Source organism: Streptomyces sp. NPDC004051, assembly GCF_053604275.1.
In genome coordinates, this window is record NZ_JBSGHG010000002.1 from 317,376 (window position 1) to 333,355 (window position 15,980).

13 protein-coding genes are annotated in these 15,980 nt (G+C 69.9%); 6 read left to right on the forward strand and 7 right to left on the reverse strand.

Features of this window, described 5'->3' with window-relative positions; all coding sequences use genetic code 11:
- Position 1 precedes the first annotated feature (1 nt).
- The 3 genes from ACWEQO_RS05050 to ACWEQO_RS05060 form a co-directional block, all read right to left on the reverse strand.
- Positions 2 to 1,276: an MFS transporter gene (locus ACWEQO_RS05050; protein ID WP_452979041.1), complete on the reverse strand. Its 1,275-nt coding sequence runs from the start codon at positions 1,274 to 1,276 to the stop codon at positions 2 to 4.
- On the reverse strand, positions 1,273 to 2,547 hold the full coding sequence (locus ACWEQO_RS05055) for an ATP-grasp domain-containing protein (protein ID WP_452979043.1): 1,275 nt from the start codon (positions 2,545 to 2,547) through the stop codon (positions 1,273 to 1,275). Before ACWEQO_RS05055 ends, ACWEQO_RS05050 begins: the two co-directional genes overlap by 4 nt.
- Before the next feature lie 1,092 nt (positions 2,548 to 3,639).
- Positions 3,640 to 5,136 (reverse strand): hypothetical protein, encoded by a 1,497-nt coding sequence (locus ACWEQO_RS05060; RefSeq protein WP_452979170.1) that lies wholly within the window; start codon positions 5,134 to 5,136, stop codon positions 3,640 to 3,642.
- A 160-nt stretch (positions 5,137 to 5,296) separates the two neighbouring features.
- Between ACWEQO_RS05060 and ACWEQO_RS05065 the strand changes: the two genes are divergently transcribed.
- Positions 5,297 to 6,532: a molybdopterin-dependent oxidoreductase gene (locus tag ACWEQO_RS05065; RefSeq protein ID WP_452979046.1), complete on the forward strand. Its 1,236-nt coding sequence runs from the start codon at positions 5,297 to 5,299 to the stop codon at positions 6,530 to 6,532.
- Positions 6,532 to 7,041, forward strand: a complete 510-nt coding sequence (locus tag ACWEQO_RS05070; RefSeq protein WP_452979049.1) for a hypothetical protein — start codon at positions 6,532 to 6,534, stop codon at positions 7,039 to 7,041. Before ACWEQO_RS05065 ends, ACWEQO_RS05070 begins: the two co-directional genes overlap by 1 nt.
- A gap of 365 nt (positions 7,042 to 7,406) precedes the next feature.
- Here the strand turns inward: ACWEQO_RS05070 and ACWEQO_RS05075 are convergent, their stop codons facing one another.
- The 3 genes from ACWEQO_RS05075 to ACWEQO_RS05085 all read right to left on the reverse strand — a co-directional run bounded on the left by ACWEQO_RS05075 (position 7,407) and on the right by ACWEQO_RS05085 (position 10,059).
- Positions 7,407 to 8,114, reverse strand: a complete 708-nt coding sequence (locus tag ACWEQO_RS05075) for a TIGR04282 family arsenosugar biosynthesis glycosyltransferase (protein ID WP_452979052.1) — start codon at positions 8,112 to 8,114, stop codon at positions 7,407 to 7,409.
- Complete coding sequence (locus tag ACWEQO_RS05080; protein WP_452979055.1) at positions 8,111 to 8,824, reverse strand: glycosyltransferase family 2 protein; 714 nt, start codon at positions 8,822 to 8,824, stop codon at positions 8,111 to 8,113. Before ACWEQO_RS05080 ends, ACWEQO_RS05075 begins: the two co-directional genes overlap by 4 nt.
- A 233-nt stretch (positions 8,825 to 9,057) precedes the next feature.
- A complete protein-coding gene (locus tag ACWEQO_RS05085; protein ID WP_452979058.1) occupies positions 9,058 to 10,059 on the reverse strand; it encodes an NAD-dependent epimerase/dehydratase family protein in 1,002 nt (333 codons plus the stop codon).
- A 125-nt stretch (positions 10,060 to 10,184) separates the two neighbouring features.
- On the opposite strand from ACWEQO_RS05085, the gene ACWEQO_RS05090 reads away from it, so the two are divergent.
- From ACWEQO_RS05090 to ACWEQO_RS05105, 4 genes are all read left to right on the forward strand, one after another.
- Entirely contained in the window at positions 10,185 to 10,916 is a 732-nt protein-coding gene (locus ACWEQO_RS05090; protein ID WP_361454022.1) for a flavodoxin family protein, read from the forward strand.
- Positions 10,917 to 11,357: 441 nt separating this feature from the next.
- On the forward strand, positions 11,358 to 12,326 hold the full coding sequence (locus ACWEQO_RS05095) for an ISAs1 family transposase (RefSeq protein ID WP_452979061.1): 969 nt from the start codon (positions 11,358 to 11,360) through the stop codon (positions 12,324 to 12,326).
- Positions 12,323 to 12,535 (forward strand): hypothetical protein, encoded by a 213-nt coding sequence (locus ACWEQO_RS05100; protein ID WP_452979064.1) that lies wholly within the window; start codon positions 12,323 to 12,325, stop codon positions 12,533 to 12,535. Before ACWEQO_RS05095 ends, ACWEQO_RS05100 begins: the two co-directional genes overlap by 4 nt.
- Before the next feature lie 431 nt (positions 12,536 to 12,966).
- Entirely contained in the window at positions 12,967 to 15,000 is a 2,034-nt protein-coding gene (locus tag ACWEQO_RS05105) for an nSTAND3 domain-containing NTPase (protein WP_452979067.1), read from the forward strand.
- 128 nt (positions 15,001 to 15,128) lie between these two features.
- Here ACWEQO_RS05105 and ACWEQO_RS05110 read toward each other — a convergent pair whose 3' ends face one another.
- Positions 15,129 to 15,878 carry a transposase gene (locus ACWEQO_RS05110; protein WP_452979070.1) on the reverse strand — a complete coding sequence of 250 codons (750 nt, stop codon included), beginning with the start codon at positions 15,876 to 15,878 and terminating at the stop codon, positions 15,129 to 15,131.
- Between the last annotated feature and the right edge of the window lie 102 nt (positions 15,879 to 15,980).

Genomic DNA, 15,980 nt, shown 5'->3' on the forward strand with positions numbered 1-15,980 from the left:
GTCAGCCGTCCGGGGCCACGGCGGTGCTGCTCGGGCCCGCCGCCGGGACGGACTGCCGCCGGTGTGCCGCGAGCCGGTCGTTCGCCGGACGGACCAGGGCTCCCGCGACGCAGAACACCACCGCCAGAGCGGCCCAGCCCCAGGCGCCGAGCGCGATCACGACTCCGGTGAAGAGGACGGGGCCGGCGATCTGCTGGGCGCTGAAGCCCAGGTTGAACACGGCCAGGTACTCCGTGCGCCGGTCGTCGGGGGCGTGCCGGTACGACAGTTCCCAGGCGCCCGCCGACTGGAGGATCTCCCCGAAGGTCATGGCGACCATCGAGGCGACGAGGACCGCGACCGCCGTCCAGCGGTCCGCCTCCCCCGCCCAGGCCAGACCGAGACAGCTCACGCCGAGGGCCAGTCCGGCCCGGAAGAAGCAGCGCACGGCTCCGGGCTCGGTCTCGGCCGGCCTGGACATCGGGACCTGCAGCAGCACCGCCATGACGGTGTTGACGGCCGTCAGCACGGCGACGAGTCCGACCGGCGCGTCCGTCCTGGACACCACCCACAGGGGGATGCCGACGGAGAGGAGGGACATGTGCAGCACCAGGACGGTGTTGAGCGCGGCGAGCCTCAGATAGGGAAGGTCGCGCAGGCTCGCCAGCGCCGCGAGGAGCCCCCGGCCGGCCTTGCGGACGGGGGCCGGGGCGACGATGTCCAGCCGGGACAGGATGGCCGCCGCGACGACGAAGGAGACCGCGTTGGCGAGCACGACCGACCGGAAGGCCCACACGGTGCCGGCCACCAGGAGCGGGGCCGCCGCCAGCGCCCCGACGGAGAACCCGGCGTTGCGCAGCATCCGCAGGATCGCGTTGGTCCGGACCCGGTCCGCGTCGCCGACGGCGGAGGCGACGACCACCTGGGTGAGCGGCGCGATGGCGGCCTCCGCCAGACCCAGGCAGCAGACGACCAGGGTGAACACGTAGACGTCACCCGTGAATCCGAGCACGGTGAACCACACGGCGCGCCAGAGCTGGAGGATCACCAGGAGGCGGCGCGGCCCGATCCGGTCGCCGAGCTTGCCCAGCGGCACGGTGCCGAGGAGGCCGACGACGCCCGCGGCCGACATCGCCCAGCCGAACTGGGTGTGGGACAGGCCGACGTGGAGGACCGCGAAGACGGCGGAGCTGGCGAGGTAGAGGCCCGTGCCGAGCGAGCCGACGAAGGCGATGACGGCCAGTCGTCTCCCCGCCGGCCCCGGGGGTACGAACGAGCCGAGAAAGGAGTTCCTCACGCGGACGTCCCCAGGACGAACCGGATTCTCGACGCCGCGTCCTCGGCGCGGGAGGCCGCCTCGCCGGCGTCTGCGCCGACGGCGACCACATGGCCGAGCCGGTCCCAGGAGCTGGCCACCTCGCGCACCTCGGCACCGGGCTCCACGTACACCTGGCACTCGTCGACACCGGGGACCCGGAGCGCCTCGTCCACGCCGTCGACGGCCGAGACGGTGCCGGGGCCCGCCGTGAGGAAGCGGATGGCGGCGGCCCGGGGCGCACCGCTTTGCACGGTCGGGGCCCGCCCCTCCAGGACACGGAGGTACTCCGCGGTCAGGTCGCAGGAGTGGCTCAGGTTGATCAGGTGGTGGATGCGGTCGCCGGGGAGCCGGCCCGCGCACTCGACGAGATGGGGCCGGCCGCCGTGCAGAATCCATTCGGCATGGACCATGCCCGCGGTGAAGCCGGTGGCGTCCATCAACCGCCGGGTGGCGTCCACCAGCGCCTCGGCCAGGTCGGGGGAGAGCGGGGCCGGCACCACATGGCCCAGTTCCACGGGGCGGTCGCCGTGCAGGACGTTCTTGCCGGTCACGTTGGCGAAGACGATCGCGCCGTCGCTCACCAGCGCCTCGACACTGAACTCAGGCCCTTCCAGGCGCTGTTCGACCAGGTACTTGGGGGGCAGGGCGTACCGCGCGCGCTGTGTCCTCTCGTCCGCCGCCGTCAGGTCCGCCCAGACCTCGGGCGCCTCCGGTCCGGCGTCGAGCAGCCGCACCCCGAGGCTCGCCTGCCGGTTGGCCGGTTTGACGACGCACCGGCCGCCGAAGGCGCTCCGGAAGGCGTCGATGCCCTCGGGACCCTCCAGGATCTCCCAGCGGGGCTGGTCGATGCCGTGCGCCCCGGCGGTCTCGCGCAGGACGGCCTTGTCCCGCAGGGCGCGGGCGGCTCCGGTGCCGGCGCCGGGGACTCCCCAGCCGGCGGCCAGCGCGGCGGCGGCCACGACGCCGTACTCCAGGGCCGGCAGCACGGCCCGTATCCCCTCGGGGCGGGGCACGGTCTCCAGCAGCCGCTCGGCGTTCGCCTCGTCCTGTGTCGGAGCCTCTAACAGCCCTGCCACGCAGGCGAATCGGGAGACGCGCTCCTTGCCCTGCCGGGCCTCGACGGTCTCGGCCTCGTCCAGCACCAGGACGCTGCCCTCCGGCAGCAGCCGGTCCAGGTCCGTCAGCAGGGCCATGCCGATCCCGACGACGACGTGGGTCACCTTGCTGAGGTCCAGGGCAGATGGCGTCATGGTTCCTCCGGCCCGCTGCTGCGGGATGTGATGGCGGGACAAGCACGCGGGAGCGGGGCGGGTTTCCACCGCTTTTGAAACGCGTGCATTCTGACACTCTCCGCGTTCAATCGGAATACCGTTCGTGAACACGTACCCACAAACCCTTCACATCCAGGGCATGGGCGCTGCCCCGTCGGCCGGCCCCGGGAAACGCTTGCCGCGCTTCGACGGTCAGAGGCTCTGGCGAGCCGTGAGCACGGGGATCGTGGCGGTCTCCTCCGCCCTGGAACGGTTCAGTCAGCTGCTCGTCCATGTCAAAGGTCTGAACCCGGGCGGTGAGCAGCGGTTCTGTCCGGCCGACCCTGCCAATGAACCGCCTCGTCACCGGCCGCGCCAGTCACGTCCGCCGACTGTCCGAACACTCCTGACTGCCCGTCGCAGCCCCGGAGAGGCCGGCTGTGTCAAGGAAGACGACCCGGGGCCGTGACCTTCCGCCCGCGGCGACCGTCGAGACGGTTGTCGCGGTGCCGGAACAGCGGCACGGCCGAGCCCGGCGGCACGCGTCCGGTCAGGGCGGGACTTTCGAGGAGCGAAGCTCGACGAGGTCCATTCGCTGCCCATGGGGCAGGCCGCCGCGAACTCACCTTTTGCTGAAGCGACCTTGCCCGAACCGCATCACCAAGTGGTGCAGGCCGCACAAAGCGCGTCTCGTCATTCGATGCGATTCGACGCTTCGGCTGTCGAATGCGGCGCCTCGGGTGTCCCGAATGGTCTTCGGAAGGGGAATCAGGGCACACGGAGGGCGCGCGACCACCGAATCGGACCAGATGGCAAGGAGAACCCGGATCGCCGACCTGGGTTCTCCTCGTGGAGCGGGCGACGAGAAACGAACTCGCGCTCTCGGCTCGGGAAGCGACGGCGCTTGGACGGTCGGATGGACGCTGACCTGCGTCGATGCGCCGCGCTGCCGCCGTTCCATGAGTCCGGTCGTACCGCTGCCGACCGTGGTTGTCCGCCCTTGCGGGCACGGAGGGGGGCACGGCCTCGACGATCGCCCCCGGTCGTCACGGCGATCGCCATGGCCTCGGGCTTCCGCCTCCTCGGGTGCGGTCACCACCGGGTGAGCAGCAGATGGTTGAGGAGCAGGGCGAGCAGCGCCTGCGCGGCGAGCCAGGCGCGGACGGGGGCCTCTCCTGTTCGTGGAGGTCCCCCCTGTTCATGGGGGTCCCCTCTGCTCGGGAGAAGCCGAGAACTCGGGGGAGAAGCCGAGAGCTCGGGGGAGGAGCCGAGAGCTCGGGTGGGGGTCCCCCCTGCTCGAGCAAAGTCGAGAGCTTGGGGGAGGGAGAGGAACGCGCAGGCCGGGAGCAGCCACAGCGTGAAGGGCAGCCAGATGCGTTCCGTCTCCGCCTTGCTCATGCCGGACAGGTCGGCGACCAGCAGGGCGAGGAGGGCGGCGGACACGAGGAGCGCGAGGCGGGCCTCGGCCGTCCGGCCGGGGGCGCCGCAGCGGTGGCGGACGAGTACCGCACCGGTCCGTCGCAGGCCCGCCGCCGTCGCCAGGCCCGTGACGAGCACCGTGCAGGCGAGGTTGGCCCACACCCAGTAGCCGTAGGGGCGGATGCCGCCCACGCCCTGGTGGTAGCGCGTGACCAGCAGGCGGTACGCCTCCCACCAGTCGAACCCGGCGAGCGTGAACGCCGCCGGGACCACCGCCAGTCCGGCGAGCAGGGGCGCCGGCAGGACGGGGCGTTCCCGGATCCCGTGCCGGCCGAGCACCAGTACCGCCGCCGCGATCAGCGCGACGAGCGCGAGGCCGTACGACAGGTAGCAGGCCAGGCCGAACAGCAGCCCGGACGCCCCCGCCCACCACAGCGACCGTCCGGTGACCGCCAGCGCGAGCAGCGCCACCGCCCACGCGGCCACCGCCGCGAAGTACGCGTCGGCCGAGGTGCCCATCCACACGGCGGCCGGGGCCAGGACGAGGAAGGGCGCCGCCCGTCGCGCGAGTCCCTCGTCGGCCAGGGCGCGGACCGTGACCAGCACGGCCACGCAGGCCGTCGCCCCGACGGTGATGCACCACACCCCGGCCCAGCCCCCGCCCCGCAGCCCGATCCGGTCGAGCAGGACGAAGGTGAGCGGGGCTCCGGGCGGATGGCCGGCGATGTGGGCGGGCCAGTGGTCGGGGGAACCGAGCAGGATGTGCCGGGTGAAGCCCCGCAGCGCCGCCGGGATGTCGTCGAAGCGGTCGATGACCTGGAGGTACTCGTGGGGGGTGGTGAGCCGGCCGGCGATGCCCCGCTGCCAGCCGTCGACCAGGGCGAGGGAGAAGGTCCACGCCGTGGCCGTGCCCCACGTCAGGGGGACCAGGGCCCGCCAGGGAAGACGGGCCGCGAGGGCGGGGCCGTACGCCACGGTGGCGACCGCCACCAGGACGGCCGCCGGAGTGCCGGGACCGAGGTGGGGTTCCCAGGACGCCGACAGTGGGGGCCAGTCGGCGAACAGCGTACGGCTGGTCCCCTGGATGCGGCGGCCGACCAGCACGGCCGCCGTCACGAGCAGCACGGCGGCCCCGGCCGCGTACAGGTCACGGCTCGGGCCGCGGGGCACGCCGGAGTGCGCTGCGCCGGGCTCGGCGGAGGGCGGGGTGCGGTTCACACCGGAACGCTAGGCCGCGTGGCCGGTCACGGACCGCCGACCGGGCCCGATGTCGGCGTTTCGTCACGGTTCGCACACCTTTCGCGGGATGATTCCGGCCTACCGTCGGGACATGCGCGACCCCGACGTCCCACGGCTTCCCTCCTCGCCCGGTTTCTGGCGCAGCCCCCTGCGCGGTCCCTGGTTCACCTCGGTGCTGGGCCTCGTCCTGCTCGCCGGCATCACCGTGCTGTTCGTGACGGGCCTGGTCTCGTACGCCGCTTACAACCCCGACCTGTCGCCCGTGAACGACAAGACGCCGGGCAGGGGGATCCTCGGCTTCTACCTCTTCGCCTGGCCGACGGACCCGCACTGGCTGTACCGGCTCAACCAGGGCGTCCACGTCACCCTCGGCATCACCCTGATCCCCGTCCTGCTCGCCAAGCTGTGGTCCGTGGTGCCGAGGCTGTTCACGCTGCCGCCGGCCCGCTCGCTCGCACACGCCCTGGAGCGGGTCTCGCTGCTGCTCCTGGTGGGCGGCGCACTGTTCCAGTTCGTGACCGGTGTGCTCAACATCCAGCTCGACTACGTCTTCCCCGGCTCCTTCTACACGCTGCACTTCTACGGGGCGTGGGTGTTCTTCGCCGCGTTCGTCGTCCACGTGCTGCTGAGGATGCCCACGGCGCTGCGCAATCTGCGCCACCTGCGGGAGGAGAGGGACGACCTGGTGTCCCCGCGCCCCGACGGGCCGACCGTCTCCCGGCGGGGCGCCCTGTGGTTCGTCGGGGGCGGCTCGCTGCTGCTGTTCGCCACCACGGTGGGGCAGAACTTCGACGGTCCGCTGCGGCGCACCGCCCTCCTCGCACCGCACGGCGGCGGCGATCCCGGCAGCGGCCCGAACGGCTTCCAGATCAACAAGACCGCCGCGTACGCCGGGATCGACGCGGCGGAGACGGGCCGGGACGCGTGGCGGCTCGTCGTCACGGGACGCACGGGCACCGTCCGCCTCCGCCGGGACGAGCTGCTCCGGCTCCCCCTGTACAGCGCGGCGTTGCCCATCGCCTGCGTGGAGGGCTGGTCGACGTCGGACCAGTGGTGGCGCGGGGTGCGGCTGCGCGACCTCGCGGCGCTCGTCGGGTACGACGACCCGCCGGACGTGTTCGTCGAGTCCCTCCAGCGAAGCGGCGCCTTCCGGGAGGCCGCCCTGCGCGCCAACCAGGTGGCCGACCCGCGTTCCCTGCTCGCCCTGTACGTCAACGGCGAGGAGCTGTCCCTCGACCACGGCCACCCGGCGCGGATCATCGTGCCCGCCGCGCCCGGTGTGCTCAACACCAAGTGGGTGGCCCGGATGACGTTCGGAGACCTGTGATGCCTCCACGGCTTCGGCCACGACTTCGGCGACGACTTCGGCGGCTTCCGCGCGTTCCGATCGGCAGCCCCCTGCAACTCCTGCTGCTCGCCTGCTCGTTCGCGCTCGCCGCCTACGCGGGGGTGCGGCTGCTCGCGGACGACTGGTTCGGTGTGGCGCTGTGGTTCGTGGGGGTGGCGCTGCTGCACGACCTCGTGCTGCTGCCCCTGTACACGGCTGCGGACCGGGCGGCCGTACGGGGGCTCGGCGCGGTCCAGCGCCGGGAGTGGGCGCTGTACGTGCGGGTACCGGCGGCCCTTTCCGGGCTGCTCCTCCTGGTGTGGTTCCCGCTGATCAGCGGGAGGGTGGAGCGGCGCTACCGGCTCGGCACCGGGCTGTCGGTGGACGTGTTCCTCCCCCGCTGGCTGCTGCTCACCGCCGTCCTCTTCGGCGGCTCGGCACTGCTGCTGGCGCTGCGGCTGCGGCGGCTGCGCAGGGCGGCGCGGCCCCGTTCGCCGGCCGTCCACTGACCGGCCGGACCGGTCCTGTGCGTACCGGAGCAGCGCCCGTGTGCCGAGCCTCGCCCAGGGGGGAGAGGGCGTCGTTTCCACCGGCGTCGGTGAGGCCGACGACCTGCATCCGGGTGCGTTCGTCGACGTTCACCGGGGCGGTTCCGGAGACCAGCACGTCCCGGTCGACCGCGTCGGCCCTGGCGCGCCGGCGTTCCCTCTTCGGCGGCAGCAGCCGGCCGTCGGCGCGACGCGGGAGCACCGGGCGCGGCCGGCGCGCAGGTTGGCGCGCAGGTTGGCGACGTGCGGGGCGGCGGCCGCTCGGGCGGGGGCGGGCGGGGGTGCTCATCGGGTTGCGGCCGGGGCGGAGTCGACTCCGCGGGGGGTCAGGAGTCCGGTGGGGGATCCGGTCGGTAGGTCGGTGGAGAGTCCGGCCCCGTGGCCGGCGGCGAGCCGAACCCCGTGACCGGCCGCGCATGCGGTCCCGCGCCCGCCGTGCACCGGGCCAGCCGTGCCGCGAAGCGGCCGTGCGGGGCCAGGGCGGCGACGGCGTGGGCGTCGGCGGCGGTGTCGACGTCGCGCAGGGGCGGCAGGTCGCGCACCCGCAGGCCGGCGGTGCGGAGCCGGTCCCGCTGGACCGCTCCCGTCGCCGGGGTCGACATGGGCACGCCCCGTAGCAGGGCGGGATCGGGGCGGGCCAGACCGAGGGCCCAGAAACCGCCGTCCTCGGCCGGGCCGAAGTGGGCGTCGCAGTCGGCGAAGTCCACGGTGAGCAGCTCCGGCGTCACCTGCGGGGTGTCCATGCCGATGAGCAGCGCCGGACCCTCGCAGCGCGCGAAGGCGTCCGCCAGCCGCTCGTCCAGCCCGCCCGCGCACTGCGGTACGACGTCGAAGCCGGTCGGCAGCCAGGGGCCGGGGGCGCCGTCGAGGACGAGGACGCGCCGGGAGGCGGGCGTGGCCGCCACGGCGTGCAGGGTGTCCGCGAGGGCGGCCTCGGCCAGCTCCGCCGCCTGACCGGGCGTGAACGGCGGGGTGAGCCGGGTCTTGACCCGGCCCGGTCGCGGCTCCTTGGCGATGACGAGGAGCGTGGTCACCGGACGGTTCCTCCTCCGGGCGCGGTGGGTTCCCCGTGCGCGGGGGGCTCGTTCAACACGCGGCTCATGTCCCGTACGGCCTGCCAGGTGCCGCGCCAGGTGCCCGTCACCTTCGAGGCACCGGTGCGCGGCAGGTACGGCACGTCGTGCTCGGTGATCCGCCAGCCGGCGTCGGCCGCGCGGACGACCATCTGGAGCGGATAGCCGCTGCGCCGGTCGGTGAGGCCGAGGGCGAGCAGGGGTGCGCGGCGCGCGGCGCGCAGGGGTCCGAGGTCGTGCAGGCGCAGCCCGGTGCGGCGGCGCAGCATCCGTGCGAGCGCCAGGTTGCCGGCGCGGGCGTGCGCGGGCCACGCGCCCCGGCCCCGTGGACGCCGTCGGCCGAGCACCAGGTCGGCCTCGCCCCTGCGGACTTCACGGACGAAGGGGACGAGGAGGGACGGGTCGAGGGAGGCGTCACCGTCGCAGAAGCACACCACGTCGGCGGTGGCGGCGGTCAGCCCGGCGTGGCAGGCGGCGCCGAAGCCCCGGCGCGGCTCGTGCACGACGGTCGCGCCGCACGCGCGGGCGACCTCGGCCGAGCCGTCGATGGAACCGTTGTCGACGACGAGCGCGCGCCAGCCCGGCGGGATCCGTTCGAGCACCCAGGGAAGGGCCTCGGCCTCGTTCAGGCAGGGCAGCACCACATCGACGTCCGCAGGAGGCGTCGTCACGGCCTCACCCTACGAAAGCGAACCGGGCATACCGGACTTCCGCTCCGTGCGGAACGCGGGTTTCCGGAGCCGGGGCGGTGTTCGGGGGATCGCTCAGGCGCACCGGGGCGGGATCGTCGAGGCGCACCAGGGCCGGGCCGCCGTGCGCAATGCTCCCGGCGGGTGCCGCTTCGAGGCGGTGCCCTCCGCCGCCGTTCCCTGAGCGCGGGCGGCGCCACCGGCCCACCGCGGTCCTACGCCCTTCGCGTTCCGGCCCGGGCGAACTCCGCCATGCCTTCCTCGAAACCGACCTCCGGCCTCCACCCCAGCCCGGCCCGCAGCCGCGACGAGTCCGCGGTGATGTGCCGTACGTCCCCGAGCCGGTACTCACCGGTGACGACCGGCTCGGGCCCGCCGTACGCGGCGGCCAGCGCCCGTGCCGTCTCGCCGACGGTGTGCGGTTCACCGCTGCCGGTGTTGTACGCCGTGAGCACGCCCCGGGCGGCCTCCGCCTCCAGCGCCACCGCGTTGGCCGCCGCCACGTCCCGGACGTGCACGAAGTCCCTCAGCTGCCGCCCGTCCTCGAACACGCGCGGTGCCTCACCCCGGGCGAGCGCCGAGCGGAAGAAGGAGGCGACACCGGCGTACGGGGTGTCGCGGGGCATTCCGGGGCCGTACACGTTGTGGTAGCGCAGCGACACCGCCGACCCGCCGGTGCAGCGGGCCCACGCGGCGGCCAGGTGCTCCTGGGCGAGCTTGGTCGCCGCGTACACGTTCCGGGGGTCGGCCGGGGCGTCCTCGCCGACCAGGCCGGGGGAGAGGTCGCCCCCGCACACCGGGCAGGCGGGCTCGAACCGGCCCGCGTCGAGGTCGGCGACGGCCCGCGGCCCGGGCCGTACGGCTCCGTGCCGCGGGCACGCGTACCGCCCCTCCCCGTAGACGACCATCGACCCGGCCAGCACGAGGCGCCCGACGCCGGCCTCCGCCATGGCGGCGAGCAGCACGGCGGTGCCCAGGTCGTTGCGCGAGACGTACTCCGCCGCGTCGGCGACCCCGTCGCCGAGCCCGACCATCGCGGCCTGATGGCACACGGCGTCCACACCGGACAGGGCGCGGCCGACGGCCGCCGGGTCCCGCACGTCGGCGCCGGGATCCTCCCGCACGTCGAACACGAGCGGCTCGTGCCCGCGTTCCCGGAGCGCGGCGACGACACGGGACCCGATGAACCCGGCACCGCCGGTGACCAGTACGCGCATACGGCCACGCTAGGCCCGCACCGGCGCCGCGCCACGGCAGCGCGCCCGTACGCCACGACTCCGCAAGGCGTACGCGGGTGCGTCAAACCGGGGTAAACCGGAAACCGTGCGAGAGGCTGTCCCCCATGACGGCCTCACCCTCCACCGACACCCCGTACCGCTACGACGACCTGACCGCCCTCTACGTCAACTGCAGCCTCAAACCGTCCCCGCAGCTCAGCCACACCCAGGGCCTGATCGACAGGAGCCGGGCCGTCATGGACGCCGCCGGCGTGACCACGGACCTGATCCGCGCCGTGGACCACGACATCGCCCCCGGCGTCTACCCGGACATGACCGAGCACGGCTTCGCCACCGACGCCTGGCCCGGGCTGTACGAGAAGGTGATGGCCGCCGACATCCTGGTGCTCGCCGGCCCGATCTGGCTGGGCGACAACAGCTCCGTCACCAAGCAGGTCGTCGAGCGTCTCTACGCCTGCTCCTCGCTGCTCAACTCCCAGGGCCAGTACGCCTACTACGGCCGCGTCGGCGGCTGTCTGATCACCGGCAACGAGGACGGCGTGAAGCACTGCGCCATGAACATCCTCTACAGCCTCCAGCACCTCGGCTACACGATCCCGCCCCAGGCGGACGCCGGCTGGATCGGCGCGGCCGGCCCCGGGCCGTCGTACCTCGACCCGGGCTCGGGCGGCCCGGAGAACGACTTCACCAACCGCAACACCTCCTTCATGACCTGGAACCTGATGCACCTCGCCGCCCTGCTGAAGCGCGCCGGAGGCGTCCCCGCCCACGGCAACCAGCGCTCGCAGTGGGACGCCGGCTGCCGCCCGGACGCGGACAACCCCGAGCACCGCTGACCGCTCCCCGGTGGACGGAAGGGTTCCGTCATCCGCCGGGGAGCCCAGGACGGCCGCTCCGCCCGTCGGGCGGGAGTGAGACGAGATGGGCGCACCCGTGGTCGGCACGGAGCGCGCGGGGCTTGCGCCGAGGCCGGCCCCACTCGCCTCGTATCGGCGGCAGACCGTCGGTCGGCGGCAGGGGCCGGACGACGTCTTCGCGCCGCGCCGCCGCCTTCCACGGCCCCGGGGTGTCGGCAGCGCCGAACGAGGCAGCGCCGAACGGGGCCGAGGCGGCGACGGCCAGGGCTTGGGCGAGTTCCGGGTTCGGGTGGTTGGTCGGGCCGTGACGGGGTGGGGCGTATAGCAGAGCAGGCACGGGCTTCGTGATCATTGGGGTGTCGAAGCTCAACGATCATGAGGTGGCCCGTGCCTGCCGCTGTATCTTCTCCCATCCCGCCGGTGTTGGCGAAGCCGGGTCCGCTGGACATCGGTCAAGTCGCCGACCTGCGGCCTTTCCTGGACCGGGTGCCCGACCCGCGCGCAAGACGGGGCCGCTGGTACTCGCTGACCGCGATCCTCCTCGTCTGCGCCTGCGCGGCCGTGTCGGGAGCGAGGAGCACAGATGAGATCGCCGAGTGGGCGGCGCGGGCTTCGGACAGCGTGCTGACGGCCGTCGGTGTCCGTCGGCATCCGCTGCGGTGGCGTCGTTCTCCCTCGCGGACCACGATCGGCCGCGTGCTGGCGGTTGTCGACGGTGGCGCCCTGGACCGGGCCGTCGGCGCCTACCTCGCCGGCCGGAACACCACGGGAACGGTATCGGGGAAACGGCAGGTGATCGCGGTCGACGGCAAGTCGCTGAGAGGGTCGGCCCGCCTGTCCGCCGGCCGCAAGCATCTGCTCTCCGCGGTCACCCACCACAGGGCCCTGACCCTCGCACAGGCGGAGGTCGGAGCGAAGACGAACGAGACCATGCACTTCCGGCCCCTGCTCGAACCACTGGACCTGGACGGATCTCTGATCACCTTCGACGCCCTGCATTCGGTCCAGGCGAACGTCACCTGGCTGGTCGAGACGAAGAAAGCCCACTACATCGCCATGATCAAGCGGAACCAGCCGACCGCCTACCGGCAGCTCGCCGCCCTGCCCTGGCCAGACATCGCCGTCCAGCACACCGCATCCTCCGCCGGACACGGACGCCGGGAGTCCCGCTCCATCAAGACCTGCGGCATCGCCGACGAACTCGGCGGGATCGCCTTCCCCCACGGCCGCCTCGCCCTCCGCGTCCACAGACGCCGCAAACAGACCGGTGGGTGCGAGAGCCGCGAGACGGTCTATGCCGTCACCAGTCTCGACGCCCACGAGACCACTTCGGCCGAACTCGCCGCCGCCGTCCGCGGCCACGGACCATCGAGGCCCTGCACCACGTGAGAGACGTGACCTACGCCGAGGACGCCTCCACCCTCCACACCGGCACCGCACCTCGCGCCATGGCCACCTTCCGCAACCTCGCTATCGGTCTGCTCAAAACCCTCGGAGCCATCAACATCGCCAAGACCACCCGGGCAATCCGCGACCAGCCCGAACGAGCCCTCCCACTCCTGGGCATCACCAACAACCCGGACGCTCAGGGAACTTGATCAAGCCCTGCAGCTTGGGAAGCTGCGAGGATCGATCTTGAGATGATAGCTGGAGAATCATCCGTAGCCCGCCCTGATTCGGTATCGTGCAGTCTTACCACTCATTGAACGCACGGCGATAAATGGAAACTGGGGGATCGATAATGGGAGATTTCCGCACTGGGTGCGTTGTTGCTCCTGGATCCCCGCAGTTCGCTTTGCATACCTTGGGATGGAGGGCCTTTCAAGATTTATGCGCTGCAGTCCTTCGTCAGTTGTGGGGACAAAGCGTCCAAGCGTTCGCCGACTCAAATGATGCTGGACGTGACGGTGCATTCTATGGAGTTTGGGTTCCCCCGGCCTCTGGCGTCGGAGTGAATGACTTACCTTCAGGTCCGTTCGTGCTTCAATGCAAGCACACGAAAAGCGCAGACTCAACTTTGTCGATCTCAATGCTCGGCGACGAGTTCGGCAAGGTCAGGAAACTCGTGAAGCGGGGGCTTTGCGAGAGTTATGTACTTCTGACGAATGCGCGGGTTACCGGAAGTTCTGAGGAAGCGATCCGTGCGCAGCTTCTGGCGTGTGGTGTCAAACACCCCCTAGTTCTGGATGGGCAGTGGATCAGCGACACGATCGCCGCCAATCGAGAACTACGCATGTTCGTGCCTAGAGTCTATGGGCTTGGTGATTTGTCCCAGATCTTGGATGATCGAGCTTATGTGCAGGCGTCAGTGCTTGCTTTCTCGGCAAGAGATCAAATCTCAACCTTCGTTGTGACCGATGCTTATCGAAAGGCTGCGGAAGCTCTAAACGATAAAGGCTTCGTTCTATTGTTGGGTGAACCTGCGGTTGGGAAGTCTTCCATCGCCCTTATGCTTGCTATCAGTGCAGCGGATAATTGGGGCTGTGTGAACGTAAAGCCGCGCACTTCCGAAGAGCTCGTACAGAGGTGGAACCCGCACGAAAAAGATCAATTCTTTTGGGTAGACGACGCTTTCGGTGCGGTGCGACATGAAAGGCACTTGACCGATGGGTGGGCCAGAGATCTACCACACGTCATGAGTGCCGTTAAGAACGGGGCGCGAGTCGTTCTTACATCTCGCTCTTATATCTATAACGAAGCGCGCCCCTTCTTGAAGGCTTACGCGTACCCACTGCTACATGAAAAAGCAGTAACTGTAGACGTTTCCAGTATTACTCGACAAGAGCGGCAACAGATACTCTACAACCACCTTTCTGCTGGGGATCAAGAGCCGCAGAAGCTGGCGCAGATGAGGCCGTACCTTGAAGGAGCGGCAGATGCAAACCCATTTCGACCTGAAGCCGCCCGCCGTCTGGGCCTGAAAGCATTCACGAGCAATTTGCGCATCAATAAGGCGGATATTGAAACTTTCATGTCTCGCCCTCATCGGTTCTTGTCGGATGTCTATAGCCAGCTGGATGTAGATTCGCAGGCTGCTCTTGCGCTTGTCTATGTGAGTCCTGAAGGGCTACTGAGTCCCTTGCATCTGGACAGGCGTAAGCGCAATGTACTCGAACAAGTAGGGAGCACAGTAGGAGCAGCGGGGCGAGCTTTAACTTCGTTGGTCGGCACATTCTTGCGAAGTGTGGTGGATGTCGATGGGGCGAGCGCCTGGGTGTTCCAGCATCCTACTCTGCGTGAAGGTTTCGCGGCATGGTTGATTGATCAGCCACACCTTCTTCCTGTGATTCTATCCGGGATGGATGATGAGACACTTCTTAATCATACTCATTGTCTGACGTCGCAAGATGGGCAGGAGAACGGAATCCTTCTCGGACTGCCGGCCCCTCTTTATCCTGACGTGGCGAAGCGATTCGCGCGTATTTTTGACGAATGGCCAGAGGGGTCGTGCTGGACGGGCGACACCATTGATTACTTGGGGCGAAAGTGTAGCGACGAAATGTTGATGACATTTTTGTCGGCTTACCCTAATCTCCCCTCTCGATTGACGGACCTAATCCCATGCGTATCGGATGCGCCAGAGCCTGCCGTACTTGCTCGACTCCGCCAGAAGGGGGCCTTGCCGGAAATTTATAGGAGGCGCGTTGTAGAAAATATGGGAGACTTGGCTGTCAATTGCCTAGATACGTCCTGGATCACCGAACAGGTCTGGGATCAGATCCTTACGGATTCTGATCGGGCGGACATCTTTAGGCGAGTGCGAACTTCTCTCCTGCCACGGTTGGAAGAAGCGATCCGCGAGAACTGGACGAGTGAATGGCTTCGCTCCGGGCGCGTAAGGAATCCTCTGGAACTGTCATTGCGCACGTATCGATTCGCCTTCGAGGTGATCGGGGATAGCGTGACGGCTAGATTTTTCAGGGATGCATTGGAATCATTTCTGGGTGATCAACAAGTTGAGGTTTCCGATGGGCAGGGTGTCCTCTTCGCGGCACCTGTAGTTGATGCTTCGAATAAGGAACACTCTCGAAGTCTTTTTTCGGATCTCGGTGAAGGTGTATAGAAGGAAGGGTCCGCCAGGCCGGATGGCTGTTTCGTTTGGCTCGTGGGGCGATGGAGCGGTCGGCTCCGTAAAGCCGTGGAGCCGACCGCTCCAGCTACGACGTACCTCTTCTCTGACAGTGAGCTTCTTCAGCGTTGCCGCTCCAGCGTGAGGATGGCCTTGGCGATTGACGTCATGCGGTTGGGGCTGCATCGGGACCTGCGGAAGATCCGCCAGGACTTCAGCCTCGCGACGCCGCGTTCGACGGGCGCTCGCGCTGCGGCCAGTGCCTGATTGTGGGACTTTTCGGTGGGGGTGAGTTCCTGCAGAGGCCTGCGTTTGATGCCGGTGGTCAGCCATGGGCCGGCGCCCTGGTAGGCAAGATCGGCCAGGATGGGAACGCCCTGGCGTTCGCAGATCCGGATGATCCGGTGGGTGCGGGCGGCGGTCAGGTCATGGGTGCGGCCCGGCAGGGCGGGCGAGAGCCACAGCAACTGGCCGCCGGGATCGGTGACGACCTGCACGTTCACGCCGTGGCGCCGGTGTTTGTGAGAGTAGTCGGCCCGGCCGTCGCCGACCCGGTCGCACTCGGCGAGGGTGCCGTCGAGCAGGACGAACTCGGGTTCGTGCTCGCGCAGCGTCTTCAGCAGGCCCGGTGCACGTTCGGCGAGCAGGTCGACGACCGCGCTGGTGTAGGCGTGGGCGGTGGACTCGCTGATCCCGAACCCGGCAGCGATCTTCGCGAGAGTGGTGTGCTCGCGCAGGTACACCAGTGCCACCATCGCGCGCTGGGACGGACGGAGCTTGCAGCGCCGGTCGCCCTCACGGGTGATGATCAGCATGGTGGCCCACTCCACGAGTGCATGCGGCAGGTCGAGTGCGGCAGGATGGATGACCAACGAGGCCCCCGAGCAACGTGATTGAGACGTCAGACATCTCGATCAACAGCTCGGGGGCCTCGCTCGTTGCGCTTCACGGCCCATCACCCGATCGGTGGCCAA

Coding starts and splice junctions, on each gene's coding strand:
- ACWEQO_RS05105 (WP_452979067.1), top strand. CDS start 12,967: ATGCTCGGCGACGAGTTCGGCAAGGTCAGGAAACTCGTGAAGCGGGGG.
- ACWEQO_RS05085 (WP_452979058.1), bottom strand. CDS start 10,059: ATGCGCGTACTGGTCACCGGCGGTGCCGGGTTCATCGGGTCCCGTGTC.
- ACWEQO_RS05065 (WP_452979046.1), top strand. CDS start 5,297: ATGCGCGACCCCGACGTCCCACGGCTTCCCTCCTCGCCCGGTTTCTGG.
- ACWEQO_RS05090 (WP_361454022.1), top strand. CDS start 10,185: ATGACGGCCTCACCCTCCACCGACACCCCGTACCGCTACGACGACCTG.
- ACWEQO_RS05055 (WP_452979043.1), bottom strand. CDS start 2,547: ATGACGCCATCTGCCCTGGACCTCAGCAAGGTGACCCACGTCGTCGTC.
- ACWEQO_RS05070 (WP_452979049.1), top strand. CDS start 6,532: ATGCCTCCACGGCTTCGGCCACGACTTCGGCGACGACTTCGGCGGCTT.